This window comes from Roseburia hominis A2-183, assembly GCF_000225345.1.
GTDB classification, from domain to species: Bacteria; Bacillota; Clostridia; order Lachnospirales; family Lachnospiraceae; genus Roseburia; species Roseburia hominis.
This window is the reverse complement of the sequence record NC_015977.1, coordinates 246,092-265,634: the sequence shown is the minus strand read 5'-3', so window position 1 is coordinate 265,634 and position 19,543 is coordinate 246,092. Positions and strand designations below refer to the sequence as shown.

18 protein-coding genes are annotated in these 19,543 nt (G+C 48.3%); 5 read left to right on the top strand and 13 right to left on the bottom strand.

Going from position 1 to position 19,543, the window contains the following annotated elements; translation table 11 throughout:
- Nucleotides 1–31 precede the first annotated feature (31 nt).
- The 8 genes from RHOM_RS01120 to RHOM_RS01085 all read right to left on the bottom strand — a co-directional run bounded on the left by RHOM_RS01120 (nt 32) and on the right by RHOM_RS01085 (nt 8,029).
- The gene (locus tag RHOM_RS01120; protein WP_014078444.1) at nt 32–394 is read right to left on the bottom strand and encodes a restriction endonuclease subunit S; all 363 of its coding nucleotides are present in this window, start codon (nt 392–394) and stop codon (nt 32–34) included.
- Complete coding sequence (locus RHOM_RS01115) at nt 387–1,049, bottom strand: hypothetical protein (protein ID WP_014078443.1); 663 nt, start codon at nt 1,047–1,049, stop codon at nt 387–389. Before RHOM_RS01115 ends, RHOM_RS01120 begins: the two co-directional genes overlap by 8 nt.
- The gene (locus RHOM_RS01110; protein ID WP_014078442.1) at nt 1,046–2,119 is read right to left on the bottom strand and encodes a PDDEXK nuclease domain-containing protein; all 1,074 of its coding nucleotides are present in this window, start codon (nt 2,117–2,119) and stop codon (nt 1,046–1,048) included. The genes RHOM_RS01115 and RHOM_RS01110 overlap by 4 nt, the downstream gene beginning before the upstream one ends.
- 1 nt (nt 2,120) lies before the next feature.
- Nucleotides 2,121–3,686, bottom strand: a complete 1,566-nt coding sequence (locus tag RHOM_RS01105; RefSeq protein ID WP_014078441.1) for a type I restriction-modification system subunit M — start codon at nt 3,684–3,686, stop codon at nt 2,121–2,123.
- Nucleotides 3,679–3,906 carry a helix-turn-helix domain-containing protein gene (locus tag RHOM_RS01100; RefSeq protein WP_014078440.1) on the bottom strand — a complete coding sequence of 76 codons (228 nt, stop codon included), beginning with the start codon at nt 3,904–3,906 and terminating at the stop codon, nt 3,679–3,681. The genes RHOM_RS01105 and RHOM_RS01100 overlap by 8 nt, the downstream gene beginning before the upstream one ends.
- A gap of 359 nt (nt 3,907–4,265) precedes the next feature.
- The gene (gene rlmD, locus RHOM_RS01095) at nt 4,266–5,690 is read right to left on the bottom strand and encodes a 23S rRNA (uracil(1939)-C(5))-methyltransferase RlmD (RefSeq protein WP_014078439.1); all 1,425 of its coding nucleotides are present in this window, start codon (nt 5,688–5,690) and stop codon (nt 4,266–4,268) included.
- A gap of 14 nt (nt 5,691–5,704) precedes the next feature.
- Nucleotides 5,705–6,658: a 3'-5' exoribonuclease YhaM family protein gene (locus RHOM_RS01090; protein ID WP_014078438.1), complete on the bottom strand. Its 954-nt coding sequence runs from the start codon at nt 6,656–6,658 to the stop codon at nt 5,705–5,707.
- Between the two features lie 60 nt (nt 6,659–6,718).
- Entirely contained in the window at nt 6,719–8,029 is a 1,311-nt protein-coding gene (locus tag RHOM_RS01085; RefSeq protein WP_014078437.1) for a S1C family serine protease, read from the bottom strand.
- A gap of 189 nt (nt 8,030–8,218) precedes the next feature.
- Here RHOM_RS01085 and RHOM_RS01080 point away from each other — a divergent pair, with 189 nt between their 5' ends.
- From RHOM_RS01080 to RHOM_RS01070, 3 genes are read left to right on the top strand one after another with little or no spacing between them, the layout of a single operon-like run.
- Nucleotides 8,219–10,606, top strand: coding sequence for an endonuclease MutS2 (locus RHOM_RS01080; protein ID WP_014078436.1), 2,388 nt, complete (start codon nt 8,219–8,221; stop codon nt 10,604–10,606).
- A 30-nt stretch (nt 10,607–10,636) separates the two neighbouring features.
- A complete protein-coding gene (locus tag RHOM_RS01075) occupies nt 10,637–11,341 on the top strand; it encodes a response regulator transcription factor (protein WP_014078435.1) in 705 nt (234 codons plus the stop codon).
- Nucleotides 11,338–12,765 (top strand): sensor histidine kinase, encoded by a 1,428-nt coding sequence (locus RHOM_RS01070; protein WP_014078434.1) that lies wholly within the window; start codon nt 11,338–11,340, stop codon nt 12,763–12,765. Before RHOM_RS01075 ends, RHOM_RS01070 begins: the two co-directional genes overlap by 4 nt.
- Before the next feature lie 616 nt (nt 12,766–13,381).
- On the opposite strand, the gene RHOM_RS01065 is transcribed toward RHOM_RS01070, so the two are convergent.
- Nucleotides 13,382–15,118 carry a methyl-accepting chemotaxis protein gene (locus RHOM_RS01065; RefSeq protein ID WP_014078433.1) on the bottom strand — a complete coding sequence of 579 codons (1,737 nt, stop codon included), beginning with the start codon at nt 15,116–15,118 and terminating at the stop codon, nt 13,382–13,384.
- 153 nt (nt 15,119–15,271) lie between these two features.
- Here RHOM_RS01065 and RHOM_RS01060 point away from each other — a divergent pair, with 153 nt between their 5' ends.
- Both RHOM_RS01060 and RHOM_RS01055 read left to right on the top strand, forming a co-directional pair.
- Nucleotides 15,272–15,877: a TetR/AcrR family transcriptional regulator gene (locus tag RHOM_RS01060; protein ID WP_014078432.1), complete on the top strand. Its 606-nt coding sequence runs from the start codon at nt 15,272–15,274 to the stop codon at nt 15,875–15,877.
- 66 nt (nt 15,878–15,943) lie between these two features.
- Nucleotides 15,944–16,732 (top strand): class I SAM-dependent methyltransferase, encoded by a 789-nt coding sequence (locus RHOM_RS01055; protein WP_014078431.1) that lies wholly within the window; start codon nt 15,944–15,946, stop codon nt 16,730–16,732.
- A gap of 7 nt (nt 16,733–16,739) precedes the next feature.
- Here RHOM_RS01055 and RHOM_RS17265 read toward each other — a convergent pair whose 3' ends face one another.
- From RHOM_RS17265 to RHOM_RS01040, 4 genes are all read right to left on the bottom strand, one after another.
- The gene (locus RHOM_RS17265) at nt 16,740–17,036 is read right to left on the bottom strand and encodes a hypothetical protein (RefSeq protein ID WP_143761636.1); all 297 of its coding nucleotides are present in this window, start codon (nt 17,034–17,036) and stop codon (nt 16,740–16,742) included.
- A 163-nt stretch (nt 17,037–17,199) separates the two neighbouring features.
- Nucleotides 17,200–17,637: a hypothetical protein gene (locus RHOM_RS01050; protein WP_014078430.1), complete on the bottom strand. Its 438-nt coding sequence runs from the start codon at nt 17,635–17,637 to the stop codon at nt 17,200–17,202.
- Between the two features lie 143 nt (nt 17,638–17,780).
- The gene (locus RHOM_RS01045) at nt 17,781–18,770 is read right to left on the bottom strand and encodes a nucleotidyltransferase family protein (RefSeq protein ID WP_014078429.1); all 990 of its coding nucleotides are present in this window, start codon (nt 18,768–18,770) and stop codon (nt 17,781–17,783) included.
- A gap of 46 nt (nt 18,771–18,816) precedes the next feature.
- Nucleotides 18,817–19,422: a helix-turn-helix domain-containing protein gene (locus RHOM_RS01040; RefSeq protein WP_014078428.1), complete on the bottom strand. Its 606-nt coding sequence runs from the start codon at nt 19,420–19,422 to the stop codon at nt 18,817–18,819.
- Nucleotides 19,423–19,543: the final 121 nt, after the last annotated feature.

Sequence of the window (19,543 nt, the reverse complement as noted above, 5' to 3'; positions counted from 1 at the left end):
TACGATTGCCTCCTCCACTTCATCTATTTTATCATATTGGGTATCTAATCGTCTCTGTAAATCTGAAATTTTTTATCGTAATGAATATCTGTAACATCCAGATTAGCTTCATGAATTCTCCAACAGTTGCCGAAGTTGCAACTATAATTGAGTTTTCAGGAAACAGCTTTCCCTTTACTGCTTTTTCAGAAACATACTGTATAGCTTTTGAAAGAATATTTCCATTTTCTCTAATATCTTCCATTCTAAACCATGGAACCGACCCATTTTCCCAAAATTCTTTATTTCCCTTAGATGGAGTATATCCATTTCTTGTATGAAAAAGCTCAGATAATTCTTTATACTCCATCCCGTCTGGGCAGAATTCTTCAATCAATTTATCAAGTTTATTCATTTTTTGTCACCCTCGTCAGACATACACTGTTTTTTAAACTGTCAGTTACACATTTTTGAGCCATCTCGTGATCCAGATGCTCAAGTTTGTCACGCATGTCAAATATTCCAAGTTTTTCAACCATTTTTCTACATTTCGATTCGTAGTCATCAAGATACAATGGTATTCTATCTACTGTTTCCTGTTCTTTTAACTTAGAAATATATACCTGCTGTTGATACATAGATTTTAGTAAATCCGCAAATGATGAAACAAATTCGCCTGCTATCCGAGCAGTCTCGCCATCAAATATCATTGAAATTTCAATGGCTAAATTTTTTAGCTTCTCATATTTTGTGAGCAGCATTTTTTGTTCCTCTTGATGTAACGGTTTTGATACAGCGAGTGTCATTTCTTCTAACTCAATACAGTTTGTTAGCCAAGAAAAAACCAAATCGTTTGTGTGATAAAATGTGCTTTCATCTTTCAAATATAACTTATTTGATACATATAATTTGTAGATTGTATTAAACTCAAGAAAACACGAAAGCCGTCTATCGAATAATTGCTGTTTGTTGCTCAAAGCAATCTGTTGTTTCGTTTGAAATATTGCAACTAGTGCAATGATAATCGAAACGATTGAAACAGCAATATTGACTATTTCTGAATGGCTCATTCCTCAATCTCCTCCCCATCATCATTCTCACCTGCATCCGGATGCTGCATATAGAAAATCTCTTTCTGGCGTTCTATCTCGACTTTCAGTTGTTCTTTTGTCGGAAGACAGGTCAGATACTTTGACATAAACAAATGATCGTTATCGTGCAATACAGAATATCTTGCAATATCCTCATCCGTTTCTGAACAGAGCAAAATGCCAATGGTCGGATTATCCCCCGGCTTGCACTTTAAATCATCATACATCCGCACATACATATCAATCTGCCCGACATCCTGATGCGTAATCTTACCCATTTTCAAATCAATCAGTACATAACACTTGAGTTCAATATTATAAAAAACAAGATCTATATAATAGTCTTCCGTTTCTGTGACTATGTGTTGCTGACGGGCAACAAACGCAAAACCTCGTCCCATCTCCATCAGAAAGTCACGTATATGAGATATGATTGCCGTTTCAAGATCACTTTCCAAGTAACTGTCTTCATTCTTAAAGCCCAAAAACTCCGCCATGATTGGATTTTTCAGCAACTCAAAACTGTTTTTTTGATAGCCTACTGTTTTTTGCTTCATCTCTGCAATCACATTTTCTTTTTGGGGAGATTGCAAAAGACGATTATAATATTGTGTGGAAATATTCCGGTCAAGAGTTCTGCTGCTCCAACCTTCTTTTGCCGCTTCGTTCATATACCAAATACGTGCATTTTCATCTGACACACGCAAAAGACTGCGAAATTGCGTCCAATTCAAATTCGGAACGCATGCGTTCCAAATCTCCTTGTCTGGAAAATATTGGTAGAATTTTCTAAAATATCGCAAATTACGTTCAGAATATCCGTTTCCATATTCTTTCGTCAATTCATCAGACAATGCAACTAATAGTTTTTTCCCATACTCAGCATGCTCTTTTCCCGCTTGCTCCTGCTCAACGATTCTTTTTCCTACATTCCAATAAGTCAGAACCATTGCCTTACTGGCGGCACCATACGCCTCTTGCTGCCCTGCATTTATGATATTCTTTATATCTGTAATAACAGACTGATACACCATCAGATTATTTTCCATATCATCCCACCTCGATTTCTGCGATAATCTTATCAATCTCATCACGAAGCACTTGTTCACGGGCAACAATTTCTTTAATTTCCGCATTCAGCTTCACAATGTCAATTTTTTCTCTGGTATCCTCTGCCTCTACATAAGTGGAGACCGACAGATTATAAGCGTTCTCGGATACTTCCTCATAACTTGCCAGATGGGAAAAATGTTCGATTTCTTCACGCTTAGCAAACACATCCACAATACGGTCGATATTCTCTTGTGTCAGCTTATTATTGTTGGTCACCTTTACACACTCGCTTGTGGCATCAATAAACAGCGTCTTATTGTCCGTCTTATTCTTCTTCATCACCATAATGCAGGTTGCGATAGAAGTGCCGAAGAACAGGTTACTCGGTAACTGAATGATGCAATCCACATAGTTATTGTCTACCAGATATTTACGAATTTTCTGTTCTGCACCGCCACGATACATAATTCCCGGAAAACATACAATGGCAGCAGTTCCGTTAGACGCAAGCCATGACAAGCTGTGCATGATAAATGCCATATCCGCTTTGCTCTTAGGTGCCAGAACTCCAGCCGGAGCAAAACGAGGATCATTGATGAGCAGAGGATTTTCGTCTCCCGCCCACTTGATAGAATATGGCGGATTAGACACAATCAGTTCAAACGGTTCATCATCCCAGTGCTGTGGACTGAGCAATGTGTCTTCACAGGCTATATCAAATTTATCAAAACCCACATCATGCAAAAACATATTGATACGACACAGGTTATAGGTTGTGATATTAATCTCCTGTCCATAAAACCCATTACGGATAGCATCCTTTCCAAGAATTTTCTCAGCCTTCAGAAGCAATGAACCTGAACCACAAGCCGGATCATATACTTTGTTGATTTCCGTTTTTCCTACAGTTCCAAGGCGTGTGAGCAATTCTGACACATCTGCCGGAGTAAAGAACTCTCCACCAGATTTTCCGGCATTTGATGCATACATGGTCATAAGGTACTCATAAGCATCACCAAAGGCATCAATGGAATGATCTTTCACATCTCCCAGATTCATTTCACCTACGCCATTCAGCAGTTTCACAAGTTTTTCATTGCGCTTTGCAACTGTAGACCCCAGTTTATTGCTGTTTACATCATAGTCATCGAACAATCCGGCAAAGTCACTCTCAGCCTCACTGCCCTTTGCTGATTCCTCGATATGACGAAACACACGCTCCAGCGTCTCATTCAGATTTTCATCATTTGCGGCGTTGGTTCGGACATTACAGAAAAGTTCGCTCGGAAGGATAAAAAATCCTTTTTCCTCTACCAATCCCTCTCTTGCCTCTTCCGCATCCTCATCCGGCATTTTTGCATAATCAAAATCAGTATTGCCTGCATCAATCTCACCGCTGTTTATGTAATTGCACAGATTTTCGGAAATGTAGCGATAGAACATCGTGCCAAGAACATAATTTTTGAAGTCCCAACCATCGACTGCTCCACGCAGTTCATCTGCAATCGCCCATATTGCACGGTGCAGTTCGTCACGTTCCTGTTCTTTTTTGGTATCAACCATTCTCTTTTCCTCCGTTATTCTCTGGTACAAATTCCAGAATATCGTCAACGCCACAGTTCAGGACATGACATATACTCTCTACGCTTTCGAGGGAAATATACCTATTACGTTTCAGCCGTGTGATGATATTTGCGGAGAAGCCAGCCTCCTGCTGCAACTGTGCATTTGTCATATTTTTTTCTATCAGTAAATGGAATAATTTTTTGTAACTGACTGCCATGTCATCCTCCCTCATTTTTCCAACAGATTTAAGAAAAGTTTATCACGAAAACGTGATTTTTTCAATCTGTACAATCATCCCATCCATCCTTATACAATCATCCCATCCATCCTTATACAATCATCCCATCCATCCTTATACAATCATCCCATCCATCCTTATCTCTAGATAAGATAGATATTATTCATATCCGTCTTAATACCCTCAGTATCATTACCTTGTCCTTTTGACACTTCCATAACCGAAAAAAAGACATCCCATGCCCCGTAAAACTAACAGGTCTGGAATGTCCTTTTTCCTCTAATTAACTGTATTTTTAACAATGAGAAGTCAACTTTCACTCTCCGGCTGTCGGTCATTCAATTAGACAAAAGGCATACCGTCTCCACATGTGTTGTATGTCCGAACTGGTCCACCGGCCGCACCTTCCGCAGCTCATAGCCACCCCCACACAGAATCTTCAGATCCCTTGCAAGCGTTGCCGGGTCGCAACTGACATACACAATCCGTTCCGGCTTCATGCGAAGCATCGTCTCCAGACACTTCTCATCGCATCCCTTCCGGGGCGGATCAACAACGATCACATCCGGATGAAGCATGTCCGCATCCGGCTTCCGGCTCTCCTTTTCGTAGAACTCCGGAAGAACCTCCTCCGCCTTTCCCACGAAAAACGAGGCGTTGGTAATACCGTTTAATGCCGCGTTGCTTCTCGCGTCTTCAATCGCCTGCGGCACGATCTCCACGCCGTAGACCTTCCCTGCCTTCTGTGCCAGAAACAGGGAAATGGTTCCAATGCCACAGTATAGATCCCAGACGGTCTCCCTGCCAGTCAGACCCGCGTAGGAAAGTGCCAGACTGTACAACTTCTCCGTCTGCACCGGGTTTACCTGGTAAAAAGACTGCGGAGAAATGTGATAGGCGATTGCCGTATCTGTCAGTGCAAAATCATGGTCACAGTCGCGCAGATGAATCTGATCCGTGATATAATCCGATCCCCAGACGGTCCGGGTCTCCTCCCCCAAAATCACATTCGTATTCTTCCGGTTGATGTTCACGGAAATGCTGGTCATACCTTCTATTTTACACAACGCATCCACCAGTTTCTTCTCCTGCGGAAGTGTCTCTCTGTTAATGACCAGGCAGACCATCAGTTCCTTTGAGGTGAATCCGTAACGGATCAGCACATGGCGCACCAGTCCCCGCCCTGTCGTCTCATCATACGAACGGACCCCATTCTCACGCATATAGGAAAGCACCACTCCAAGAATCTGCTCATTCTGCGTAACGCCCAGCTTACAATCCTCTACCGGGATAATGTTATGCGTGCGCGCTGCGTAAAATCCCGCCACCGGCATCCCGTCCCTGTCCGCGCCGATCGGGAACTGTGCCTTATTGCGGTAACGATACGGCTGCTCCATCCCCACAATCTCCTCCATCACGGAATCAATGAGTTCCGGCGCAAATCCTCCGATACGGATCAGATTGCCGCGCACCTTTTTCTGCTTATAGCAAAGCTGCTGCCTATAGTCCATCGCCTGGATCTGGCAGCCACCACAGCGCGCATATAGCGGACACTCCGGCTTCACACGGTACGGCGACGGTTCTAAAATCTCCTGCACCCTGGCATAGCCGTAGTTCTTCTTGAGCTTCGTGATGCCGGCACGGATCGTATCCCCGATCACAGCATCTTTCACGAAAAAGGTCATCCCCTCGTATTTTCCGATGCCCTCTCCGTCAACGCCCATATCTTCGATCTTTAACTCAATACTGTCGTTTTTCTTCATATCCTGTGATATACCTATGACTCTCTTCCTGATCTGCGGATATTGCTCTCCAGCAGGCGGTTATATCCCTGCCACTCCAGATTGTTCTCCGGAACACTTGCAAAAATCTCCCGTATTGTCTCCATCTTGGCGTCAATATTGTCCGCAAAACTGAGTGCCAGTGCCTCCGCAAGTGCCGGTTTCTTCGGCGAACCGTATTCCAGTTCTCCGTGGTGAGCTAAAATGCAGTGCTTCAACTCATTGGCGGTTCCCTTCGGGAATCCCGGAATCGTGCGGATCCGCTCTCCGACCATCTCGGCGCCGATCATGATGTGTCCTAAAAGCTGTCCCTCATCCGTGTAATCGTTCTCCGGGAACGTCGAGAGTTCCTCCAGCTTTCCGATATCATGAAAAATTGCCGCAGACACGATCAGATCGCGGTTTAATATCGGATAGGTTGCCGCAAAATAATCACAGTTCTTCGTCACAGAGAGCGTATGCTCCAGCAGTCCGCCCACAAATCCGTGATGCACGCTCTTCGCTGCGGAATGAAACTTGAACCGTTTTTCAAAATCCTTATCCTCGACAAAAAAGCTCTCCAGAAGCTTTCTTAAATACGGGTGCTTCACGGAAGCAATCAGTCCGAGAAGCTCTGTATACATCCCGTCGATGTCCTTTTTGGATACCGGCAGATAATCTTTCGGATCGTATTCCCCTTCCTGCACCTTGCGCACACGCTTTACGTTGAGCTGGAGATTTCCCTGAAAACTTGTGATGTCTCCCATGACTGCGATGTAGTCTAACGAATCAAACTCATCGATTCCAACCGAGCCCGGCTCCCAGATCTTGGCGTCCAGTGTACCGGTCTTATCCTGCAGGATCAGATTATCATAAGGCTTTCCCGCCTTTGTCAGCGCTGACTGCTTTACCTTGCACAAATAGATTTCGTTGATTCTCTCGCCCTCACGCAGGCTCTCAATATACTTCATTTCTGACCTCATTTCCATAATATGGCGGTGCCGCAAGACACCGCCTTCTGTTACTATCCTCTACTTTAACACTCCGACCTGTACCGTACAGGTGATCTCCTCGTACTTCTCCGCGCCCTGCCGCTGTACAACGATCTCCACCTCGTCGCCCGGTTTCAATGCCAGAAGCTTGCTCTCATAACTGTCCACCGTGTAGACAGCTTCTCCATCCATCTCTGTAATGACATCGCCGCTCTGCAGTCCTGCCGCCAGCGCTGGTGAATCCATCTTGACTTCCTTGATGTATGCACCCTTCGGAATGTCGTATTCCTTGGCGGTTGCCGCAGAAACCGTCGTCAGTCCCAGACCGATATACGGAATGTCCTGATTGTTGGACAGCTTCTCGATCAACTGCTTTAACTCGGAGATCGAGAGGGCTGTGAGCGTCGTCTGATCCTCCTCATTGCCGTAATCCTGCATTACCAGACCGATCACCTCGCCGTTCACATTGATGATGACGCCGCTGCCGCTGCTGCTGCCCACAATATCCGTCGTAAAGACGGTATAATTATTGTCGATCGTGGAAATCACATTGTTGGTAGATGTAATATTCCCCGTAAGGATCGAATAGTTCGTTCCGAGCGGACTTCCCACCGCAATAACCATGGTTCCCTGCATTGTAGTCAGTGAATTCCCGAGCTTCGCCACCGAGATTGCATTCATGGTATCCTCATCCACCTGACTGCGCGGCACCGAGAGCACTGCAATTCCCGTATTGCCGTCGTAGTGCTTCATGGACGCTTCCACCGTCACATCATTGATGAAAGTAACATAGACCTCCTGTGCATCTGAGATGACCTTGCGCTCAGTTAAAATCAGAAGTTCCTGACCGCTGTCTGCAATGATAATGCCGGATGCCTGTCCTCTGCTCTCGTAAGAATTGTTGAACCAGTCCGTGTCGCTCTTGACCCCCGTCACGGTCACGACAAAGCGGTTTGCTTCTCTTCCCACCGCATACAGCTTGTTCTGCACGTTCTGTACATCCGCAATCTCAAGCTCCTGGGGCTGCTGTAGCGGCGGTTCCTCGGAAGGTACCTGTGGTTCCTCGGATGTCTCCGTCTCCTCGGATGTCTCTGTCTCCTCAGTCAGCTCCGTCAGCTCCGTCACCGCAACCGAATCCTGCGGAATGGTGACCACCGGTTCCTCCTCGGGGTAAAACAGTGATTCAAACTTAGGCTGAAAATACGCGAAAACCAGACTTGCTATGATTCCAAAAACGACTGCCATCAGGGCAATAAAACCTGCCTGCATCAGCAATCGCTTCTTATTGACCGGCTTTTCTTTGATTTTTTCGTTAATAAAAGAAAACTGATCGTTATCCTTTTGCTGCATGATTTCCTCTTTTCTGCATGTATTTACACACGAATTTCTGAAAACCGTACCAGTAATCATTATAAAATGAATCACATACGCTTGCAATAGGATTCTACAATTCTTTTCAGGTTCTGCTTTCCAAGACTCCCGGAATCATATATAATAAGAAGGACATAACCATGTGACAATCAAATCAAAGGAACTGCTATGAACGAAAAAGTATTACACACCTTAGAATATAACAAGATTCTCGATCAACTGACCGAATATGCTTTCAGCGCTGACGCCAAGTCGCGCTGTCAGAAGCTGCGCCCGATCACCGACCGCGCGCAGATCGAACAGCTGCAGCAGCAGACATCGGATGCCTTAAGCCGGCTGTTCAAATACGGCTCCCTGTCCTTTTCTGGAGTTACGGACATCCGCGATTCGCTAAAGCGCTTAGAGATCGGCGGCGCCTTAAGCGCCATCGAACTGCTGCGCGTCTGCTCCCTCTTAGAGTCCGCGAAACGCGCGAAGGCTTTTGCCAGATCACAGGACGACAACGATCAGCCGGACGATTCCCTGACCAGTCTTTTTGCCGGCATCGAGCCTCTCACGCCGCTGTGTGACGAGATCCGGCGCTGTATTCTCTCCGAGGACGAGATTGCCGACGACGCCAGCAGCACGCTGCACTCGATCCGGCGCTCCATGCGCGGAATGAACGATAAGATCCGCGCACAGATGAACTCCATGATCAACAACACCACGACCAGAAGCTATCTGCAGGACACCGTCATTACCATGCGCGACGGGCGCTACTGTCTCCCGGTCAAAGCGGAGGCAAAGTCTCTTGTTCCAGGCATGATCCATGACCAGTCCTCCACCGGCTCCACACTTTTCATCGAGCCGATGGCTGTCGTCAATCTGAACAACGAATACAAAGAGCTGCAGCTCCGTGAGCAGGAGGAGATCGAGGTCATCCTTGCCGGCTTAAGCAATCTGACCGCCTCCTACGCCACACAGCTGCTCGCCGACTATGAACTTCTGACCGAGCTGGACTTTATTTTTGCCAGAGCGGCTTTCGCGCAGACATACAACGGGGTCGCCCCGCTTTTTAATGATGACGGACGGATTCACATCCGCAAAGGACGCCACCCGTTACTCGATCCGAAAAAGGTCGTTCCGATCGACGTACGGCTCGGCGAGGATTTCCGCCTGCTGATCGTGACCGGTCCGAACACCGGCGGTAAGACGGTCTCCTTAAAAACCGTCGGTCTGCTGACGCTGATGGGACAGTCCGGCCTGCATATTCCGGCGTCCGAGCGCTCGGAACTCGGTATTTTTGACGAAGTGTTCGCTGACATCGGGGACGAGCAGAGTATCGAGCAGTCGCTCAGTACCTTCTCCTCCCACATGGTCAACATCATCCGTATCTTAGAGCAGGTCAACGACCGTTCTCTGGTACTTTTCGATGAGCTCTGTGCCGGAACCGATCCGACCGAGGGCGCTGCGCTTGCGATCTCCATTCTCTCGAAGCTCCACCTTTACGGAGCACGCATTATGGCTACGACGCATTACAGCGAGCTCAAGGTCTATGCCCTCTCCACACCAGGCGTGGAAAATGCCTGCTGTGAGTTCGACGTGGCGACGTTAAGTCCGACCTACCGCCTCTTAATCGGTATTCCGGGCAAGAGCAACGCGTTTGCCATCTCTGAAAAGCTCGGTCTTCCGTCGGATCTCATTACCGACGCCAAGGGGCGCATCAGCAAGAGTGAGGGCGATTTTGAAGACCTGATCGCAGATCTTGAGAAGAGCCGCAGCACGATCGAGCGGGAGCAGTTAGAGATCAACCAGTACAAAGCCGAGATCGAGTCCTTAAAGGAAAAGCTGGAGCAGAAGCAGGAGCGTCTGGATTCCAGCCGCAACAAGATTCTGCGCGAGGCAAACGAGCAGGCATACAATATCTTAAAAGAAGCCAAGGACGTCGCCGATGAGACGATCCGCAATTTTAACAAATACGGCAAGGCGGGCGCACCGGTCAGCGAGATGGAAAAAGAACGTACCAAGCTGCGCGGCAAGATGGACAAAGCCGCACAGAAGATGTCCGAGCAGAAAAAAGCTTCCGTACCGAACCACAACGTTCCGAAGAAGCTGCGCATCGGCGACAGCGTCAAAGTCATCAGCATGAACTTAAAAGGCACCGTTCATTCCCTTCCGAATGCCAGGGGCGACCTGTATGTGCAGATGGGAATTCTGCGCTCTCTGGTCAACATCAACGACCTGATCCTTCTGGAAGAGGATGCCGCACCGGGCACCAAGAAGTTCCAGAAGACCAGTGCCGGCAAGATCAAGATGAGCAAATCCGCCTCCGTCTCCACAGAGATCAATCTCATCGGTAAGACGACCGACGAGGCCATTCCGCTTCTCGACAAATATCTGGACGACGCTTATCTGGCACATCTGCCGTCCGTGCGCATCGTTCACGGAAAAGGCACGGGCGCACTCCGCAACGCGGTGCAGGCTCATTTAAAGCGCTTAAAATATGTCAAATCATTCCACCTCGGCGAGTTCGGCGAGGGCGATGCCGGTGTCACGATTGCCGAGTTTAAGGACTGATATTTAAAATAAAAATGAGGAGATGATGATATGGCAGCAAAACAGAAAATTCTCATCGTAGATGATGACAATAATATCGCAGAACTGATTTCCCTGTATCTCACAAAGGAATGTTTCGATACCCGGATCGTCAATGACGGCGAGGAAGCCATGATCGCTTTTGATCAGTACAATCCGAATCTGATCCTGCTCGATCTGATGCTTCCCGGCATGGACGGCTATCAGGTCTGCCGTGAGATCCGTGCGAAGGCAAATGTTCCGATCATTATGCTGTCAGCCAAAGGCGAGATTTTTGACAAGGTACTCGGTCTGGAGCTCGGCGCGGACGATTACATGATGAAGCCGTTCGACTCCAAGGAGCTTGTCGCGCGCGTCAAGGCAGTGCTGCGCCGCTATCAGCCGGCAAAGCCGGAGGAACCTGCCGCAGAGTTAAAATGCGTCAAGTACACGGATCTGGTGGTCAATCTCTCGAACTACTCCGTCATCTACATGGGGCAGGCCGTCGATATGCCGCCAAAGGAACTGGAGCTTTTATATTTTCTTGCGGCTTCGCCGAATCAGGTTTTTACAAGAGAGCAGCTATTAGACCACATCTGGGGTTATGAATACATCGGCGACACGCGTACTGTGGATGTTCACGTGAAGCGTCTCCGCGAGAAGATCAAGGATCATGCCAACTGGAGCCTCGCAACGGTCTGGGGCATCGGCTACAAATTCGAGGTTCGTGACCTATGAAACGTACCCTTTACCCCAAACTGCTCGCCGGCTATCTGATGTACGGTCTGATCGGTTTTCTCATCATCACAACCTTTACCTACCACATTACGTTTGCCTTTGTGGAAAAAAAGGAGGCTGCCAGCCTCTACCGGGAATCCGCCCTGATCTCCTCCAACTATGCCGGGAATTATTTTTCCAAGACCATGACGCTGGACGAGATACAGACACAGCTTTCCACCTTAAGCACCTATCTCTCCAGCGAAATCTGGATCGTGGACACGCGCGGCAGCATCATTCTGAACACGGCGGCGCCGGGCTGTGATCCCACACCGGTTCCCGGCTTCAACATTACCGACTTCGGAAGCCGCTATTATCAGACCGGCACGTTTTATAACCAGTTTACGTCAGAGATGCTAAGTGTTTTCTCGCCGATCACCGTCAACTACAAGGTGCGCGGCTATGTGGTCATCCACAAGCCGACCAGCAGTCTCGTGTCCTACGCGAACGGACTTGTCGCCATCGCTTATGAGACGCTTGGGCTTCTGTTTCTGGCAGCCTTTGTGGTACTGATTCTGTTTACCTATGTGGTGTACATACCGATCCGCAAGATTACAAAAGCGGCGGACGAATATGCCGCCGGCAACTTTGAAAAAAAGATTGATGTTCACTCCAATGATGAGATCGGCTATCTCGCCGCCTCGCTCAACTACATGGCGAACGAACTGAATACCCTGGAGGACGACCAGAAAAAGTTCGTCTCCAACGTCTCGCATGATTTCCGTTCGCCCCTCACTTCCATCAAAGGTTATGTGGAAGCGATGCTCGACGGCACCATTCCCGTAGAGATGCAGGACAAATATTTAAACATCATCCTCTTTGAGACCGAGCGGCTGAACAAGCTGACCAAGAGCCTTCTTGAGTTAAACAAATTCGGCTCACACGGCACGATGCTGGACATCACGGATTTCGACATCAATCACACGATCCGCATGACAGTCCAGACGTTCGAGGGGCGCTGCATGGAAAAGCGCATTACTTTCAACCTGATCTTAACCGGCGAGAAGCTTTTTGTCTCCGCCGATATGAGTAAGATCGAGCAGGTACTCTACAACCTGATCGACAATGCAATCAAATTCAGCCACACGGACTCCGCGATCACGATCGAGACCACGGAGAAGAACGACAAGATCTTCGTCTCCGTCAAGGACACCGGCATCGGCATCCCGGGCGACAGCATCAAAAAGATCTGGGAGCGCTTCTACAAGACGGATCTCTCCCGCGGCAAGGACAAAAAAGGAACCGGGCTTGGTCTCTCCATCGTAAAGGAGATTGTCCAGGCACACGGCGAAAACATCAACTGTATCAGCACGGAAGGCGTGGGAACGGAATTTATCTTTACCCTGCCGTTAGCAAAGAAGCTGTCCCATCAGGCGGGCAGTTGACTTTGGGGCGATAAGTTATATTACAGGAAGCACTTGATACAGATTTCGGCTGGAACTGCATATGAAACATTCGTTGGAGAAAAATGTGTGTATTTCTTCCAGCCGGATGACTGCATCTGATTCCGTGTCTCTTCCACGTTTGGACTCTCCCGGAGTGTGTCCGACAAGCCACAGACAATGAGCGGACTTTCTAGTGTCCCTAATGGCACCGCTTCACAGACAATATAAAACCGCGCGAACCGAAACTCGTTGGCATCTGCTATTGAAAATAGGGCAGATGCCAATTCAGACATCGGCTTCGCGCGGTTATGTTTTGTTCGACATAAAGATGGCATAAATGCCATCTGTTGTCTGGTGCCATAAGGGACACACAAAAGTCCTAAAATTGTCTGTTGGCTTGCGGACATAGTCCGTAGAGTGCTCCAAACTTGGAAAGACACGGATCATCGCAGATGCAGTCACCGGCTGGTAAGAAATGCCGCATTTTTTGAACAGAATGTTCCATAGGCATTCCATCCGAAATCGTAGGGGTATGCTTCTCATAGTATAACTTATCACACAAAGCTGCTTACCTGCTTCGTGCGGCAGCTTCTTTCAGATGGCTCCGTCCCGCGTTCTATACACATGCAAATGCTGCTGATTCTTCCTTGAGATTCTTTGCCACGGTACTGTTCTCCTCCATCTGTCCGTTTACAGTGGACATGGACTGTACCAGGGAATCAATGTTCGTGGCTGCATCGGTCACGCCATTTGCGGATTCTTCGACCGCACGGCTGATGCCCTCAATTGCCTCTGTCATCTCCATCATTGTCGCCAGTATATCCTGCGCCTCGCCCGCATACTCTGCCATCGTGTTGTCGATGTGGGTCGCATCATCATTGTACTGCTGACCACCCTGCACAAACGCACGGTAATCCGGCAGGATGTTCTCGTTGATATAACCAACAATCTTCTCCGAAGAAACAACCAGTCCCTGTACTGCCTCAATTACCTGCTCATTGATCGTCTGGATATTGTTCGCTGTCTCACGCGAAGAATCTGCGAGCTGTCTGATCTCATCTGCTACAACTGCAAATCCCTTTCCGGCTTCACCGGCACGCGCCGCCTCAATCGATGCATTCAGTGCAAGCAGATTCGTCTGGCTGGAAATATTTAAAATATCCGCCGTCAGCTGTGCGACCTTCTCCACACTCTTGGAATTCTCGAGCGCCTGGTTCATCTCCGTCGTAATCTCGCCGATCATCTCGTTGGTGTTGTTCATGTTCTCTGTCGCCGTGTGCTCAAGCTCCGTCGCACGCTTCTTCATATCCTGCGCATATTGTGACATAACCTTGGTCTGATCTGCCATCTTCTGTACTTTGCCTTCCGCGGCGGTCGTATTCTCGCTGACGCTGTTCGTCGTTGCGGATACCTCCTCCATCGTTGCAGAAAGCTCTTCCATGATCGCGGAAATATCATTGGCATTGTCACTGGACGCTGCAACGCTACTTGCTACATTTCCGACAACTCCGTCAAGGACATTGGAATTGCTGATGATGTTGGACATGATATTCTGCAGCGTCTCGATAAAATGATTGATACCGATCGATGACTGCCCGATCTCATCCATCGACTTTACCGTAACGCGCTTTGTGAGGTCACCGTGTCCACCTTTGATCTCATCAATAATCTCTGTCAGTTCACTCGTCTGCTTTCTGAGCGGCTTTACAACCGTCTTGATAATCACAACAACCACCATGACAAATGCCACAAAAGAAATTGCCAGCAGGATCAGCGATAGTATCATATTCTGGTTGTACAGATCTTTCTGTTCCTGAATATTCTGCTTCACCAATTCATCGTTGCGAGATATGAGCGTATCCATATTGACCGCAATCGTATCTGACCACTCCGTCATCACAGAATTTGCCTTTGCCACCGCTGCTGCAGAATCACCGGCCATCGCCGTCTGCATCAGTTCCACGGTTGTCCCCTGCGCCTCTGTGAGCAGATCAAATGTCTCATTCATAAGCTGGATATCATCTGCCGTAAAATAGTGATCCATCGCCAGAAGCTCCTTTTCATAGCTGTCCACGTTCGACTGGTATTCCGTCAGCTGGGATGCCACATACTCATACAGATCCTTGCTCGGCTCTGCGCAGAGCGCAAGCGTAAGCTTCTGCGTGTTGGCAAAAGCAAGATTGATCTCATCCATACAGATTGTCGCACGTACACCCTCTCCGGAGATCTGATTGCTTTCCTTCTGAACGGCGGTCATGGAATAAAGACTCACGCCTGCAATCATAATCGCGATGCACCCAAGAACCGCAACCGGTATAATGAGTTTGGCAATAACCGATGATTTTTTCTTCATCCTTTCGTATCCTCCATTAAAATTGTCTATAGCCCCATTTTATCATGATATGCGGACATATTCTATTCATTTTTTTAACGAAATCTATACATTTTAAAAAAATCCTCGTATATCTTGACATCCAAGTTAGTTTGTACTAACATAACAGTTGTTATGGAAGAAGACCGAAAAAAATTAACCGAAAAGAAATTACTTTCCTGCGGAAAACGGGAATTTCTGGAAAAGGGATATGCGAAGGCGAACCTCCGCTCGATCTGCAAAGCTTCCGGCGTGACAACCGGCGCCTTTTACTTTTCTTTTGCGAGCAAGGAAGCGCTGCTTCGCGCCATCTTAGATCCCTTCATCGCAGATTCCAGAGAGCTCCTTTCCGGGCTTGCCCGGATGGAGGAGGAACATCCCGAGACTGCAGACGACAATGAGATCCAGATCATCCGGTATCTCTCTGCACACCGCGAGGAATGTATTATCCTGATGGAGAAATCCGCCGGCAGCTGCTATGAACATTTTCATGAGGAAGCAGCCGCGATGATGCAGGAATCTTTCCGCCGTTATTACAGAAAGTATCTTGGCGCCGAACCGGATCCGGAACTGATCCGGATTCTTGCGTCCATGCGCCTGCACGGGTATCTGGAATTAGTTCATGGAGACTACACAATGAAAGAAAGACTGTTTTTAGCCAGAGCGATCGGCATCCACGCCGACGCCGGCACCCTGAGTTTAATACAATATTTAAAGGAAGAGAATGATGCTCACCGTTAATCCGGTGGGCATTTTCTTTTATAAAACATAACAAAAAAAATATTTGTTATCGAGGAGGAAAACACAATGAATCAAAAACCAAACTACGGAAACTGGGTACCTGAAAAACTCTTGTATCTGACCTTCGGCGGCGCCGCCCTCTTTCTGGTGCTTGCACTGCTGGCAGGTCTTGCTTTCTCAAACACGCCCCTCGCGGTCATCTGCGCCATTCTCTGCGCCGTTCTGCTCGCCTTCGGCATCTATATGTATGCGTGCCACGAATGCTTTGCCTTTGGAAAAGGCGATATGATGGCAAAGGTTCACGCACATCTGGTCGCCCATCTCAACTGGGACGGACACGGCACGCTTCTCGACATCGGCTGCGGCGCTGCCCCGCTCACCATCCGCTGTGCCAAGGCATTCCCGGACGCAGCGCTCACCGGCATGGATTACTGGGGCGCACAGTGGAACTACGCCAAAGAGCAGTGTGAAAAAAATGCGGCAATCGAGGGCGTCGCTTCCCGCATCCATTTTGAGAAAGGCGATGCGGCACACCTGAACTATGCCGACGAGACGTTTGACGCCGCCGTCAGCAACTTTGTCTTCCATGAAGTCCACTCCGCCAGAGACAAGCGTGATGTCGTGCGGGAGGCACTGCGCATCGTAAAGCGCGGCGGAGTTTTTTCCTTCCAGGATCTCTTCGCCCAGAAAAGCCTCTACGGCGACATGGATGCCTTTGTGGAAGAGCTGAAAAAGGAAGGCATTTCCGAGATCCACTACATCGGAAATCTGGAAAAAACACTGGATTTTGTCCCCGCCTACGTGCGCACACCCTGGATGATCAGCGGCATGGGCATTCTCTACGGGAAAAAATAACAGTTCCCTACAGCTGCGCCGGCACTTCGCCGATGTCGCCGTCAATGCAGATCGAGCGTCCGTCAAGTTCCGTGATTCCTTTTTCCATTGTCATCCCGGCAAGATACGCCTCCTGCCGTGTAAAGTACGCACCTTTTTTGTGCCCGGTTACCGGAAAGTAACCTAATGAAATGAATCTCGCTTGCGAGATTCTCCGCGCGCGAGCGGTTCGCAAAGCGATATTTTCCTTACCGCGAGCTGCGCATCCTCTCGGAGCGTTTTTTATTTCATAGGAAGGTTCTACTTTCGCACATGAATGTATCATGGTATTTCCTATGAAACAAGAAAGAATCCTGCTTTGCAGGATTCTCCGCCTGCGGCGGGTTGCTCTAGCGACATAATTCCACTCCGACGCAGTGCGATCCTGCCCGGAGGGCTTTTTCATTCATAGGATGTAATTTCCTATGAATAAAAAAAAGACATGCAGGTTAATACCCGCATGTCTTCAATGTCCAGTCACCGTTTCCGGAGCGCACCAGCACCCACTGCCAGTCCTGATAAATTTCGTTTGGATTGAGGCTTCCGTCTCCGCCGTGCTTGTCCGTCTGAAAATCTGACAGAAGAACAATTGCCTGATCTGCCTGATACTGATCTGCCCATTCCGACTCCGCTTCCTGCACGCTCTCCTCATCGTACCAGAAAGCCGTCATCACACATCCCGGAAAATGATCGTCGAAATACTCCTGCGCGGTATCCATCGCCGCACTGATCTCCTCCTGCGAATAATAGTCGGACGCTCCGATCTCTCTCTTGACTCCGCTCCTCGCTCCGTTGCCAAAACATACAGCGATCACTCCCACAACCACTGCGGCGAGCAGCACAGCACCCAGAATCTGAAAGATCCTCTCATACTGTTTTGTCCCCATGTTCTTTTCCCCTTATTCCTGTGTTCTCTGATAGAATGTGTACACATTCCTATCTTTCTATCATACTCTGCCTGACTCCATTCGTCAATCATCCGCCACAGAATCTTTCACATAAATACAGAAAAAACGGTCGGTGCCTTCTCCTAGTCAATCAGATCATTCTGAAAACGCGACAGGTGCTCATACGGAAGAATCAGCCGGCCGCGGTACAGCCCGCACCCGTCATTGATGAGGCTGTTGTCGATTGCCGCAAACATATTGACGTCCAGCTTTGCAAGCTCGAGTTCGTGCAGTCTCCGGCAGCGCTCGTAGGCTTCATCAAAGTAGACACATTCCCCCTCGGGGATGGCGTCCCTTCTCGCCCGGTCGCTCTCCTGCTTTTTCTCATACCCCAGATGATTGGCGGGTCCGATCTCTGCAATATCGTCCATCCGCTTCGTCCGAAGCTGCATCTCCATGTAGCACTTCGCGCTGTTATCAAAAAACGTAATATGCAGGGAGCGGTAGCCGTCCGGGTCCACATGCGCGATATAATCGCGGTAATACGGGCGCACCGCATCCGAAAGCAGCGGGGAGTCGCTCTCCTTCACACCTCCGGCGGGCTCCGCCGTAAACCCGCGCTCCTCCAGAAATCCCTTAAGCACATTGGCAATCTCATACAGATAACGGATCTCCTCCCGCTCTCCGTCGTCTGGATTCTTAAGATGGCACTTCGGCATCGAGATGACAATCCGGTACGCGATCAGATCCCGGAAGCAGTTCAAGCGTTCCTGCAATTCCGGCACTGGCGGATACGTTCCGTTCTTCGTATAGTAGTCATAGATGTACTCCACCACATAACCGTTGAACTTCGCCTCCGCACGGATCAAAGACTTGATCCTTCCTTTGAACGTGAAGGACAGGTAGGGATATTCCCGCGCCATATATTTATAAAATTCCCGGATCTTCTGCGACTGTGCCGTCAGGAAATCATTGTGCTCGAGCAATTCCATAATCTGCGACAGAAATTCACAGTGCCTGACATCCACTTCATTCCCGGTCTGCGCTGCGGACTGCCGCAGGTCTTCGGTGTATTTTTTCAAAATTTTTAAGACGGTGTCTCCGGAGTAGAGATAATCGTTTAATGTAATCATAGGCATACCTTCTTTGGGTTTCTACCTATATTTTCAGATATATTTTTTATCTCGTCAACACCTTTTTACAGTATCGGTGCGCTCCGCAATGCGGGCATACCAGCTTCCTCCTGGTCAGCGTGTGCGGTCCCATAACATAAGCACCCATCTCAGGCACAAACCGCGTCTTACACTCCGGGCACTCATAAGCTCCTGCATCACGATCAAGAATGCATGCAATCGCAATGCCGATCACAATGACAACTATGCCAACTGCAATCAGCGCAATCTGCATCCAGTCCTCCATCGGAAAAGCTCCCGCTACCACAAACATTGGCGTAGCTGCAATAATCACAAGCGCCGATACCATTCCGGATAAAATAATTTTCTTCTTGCTTTCCTGTGCTTCTTTCACTAAATTCACCATATTCTCCTCCGCTTTCTCCCGATACTCTGTCTCGGAAATCCGTTCTCCTGTCAGCAATTCGTTTACAGATAGATCCAATTCGTTACATAACGGCAGCAGCAGTGAAATCTCCGGGAAACCATTTCCGCGCTCCCATTTTGAGATCGTCTTATCACTGATTCCCAGCTGCTCTGCCAGCTGTCTCTGCGTGTAACCCTTTTTCTTTCTCTCATCTGCAATAAATTTTCCTGTCTTAATCTGATCCATGTCTTCCTCCTTTCTGGTCTCATTATGTTCCCGCTCCCACGGCTTTCACACACACGCAGCGTAGAATATGGTGAATTTGTGCGGATTCTACGCTCCGTCGAGTGCCTCTTGCCCTCGGTCT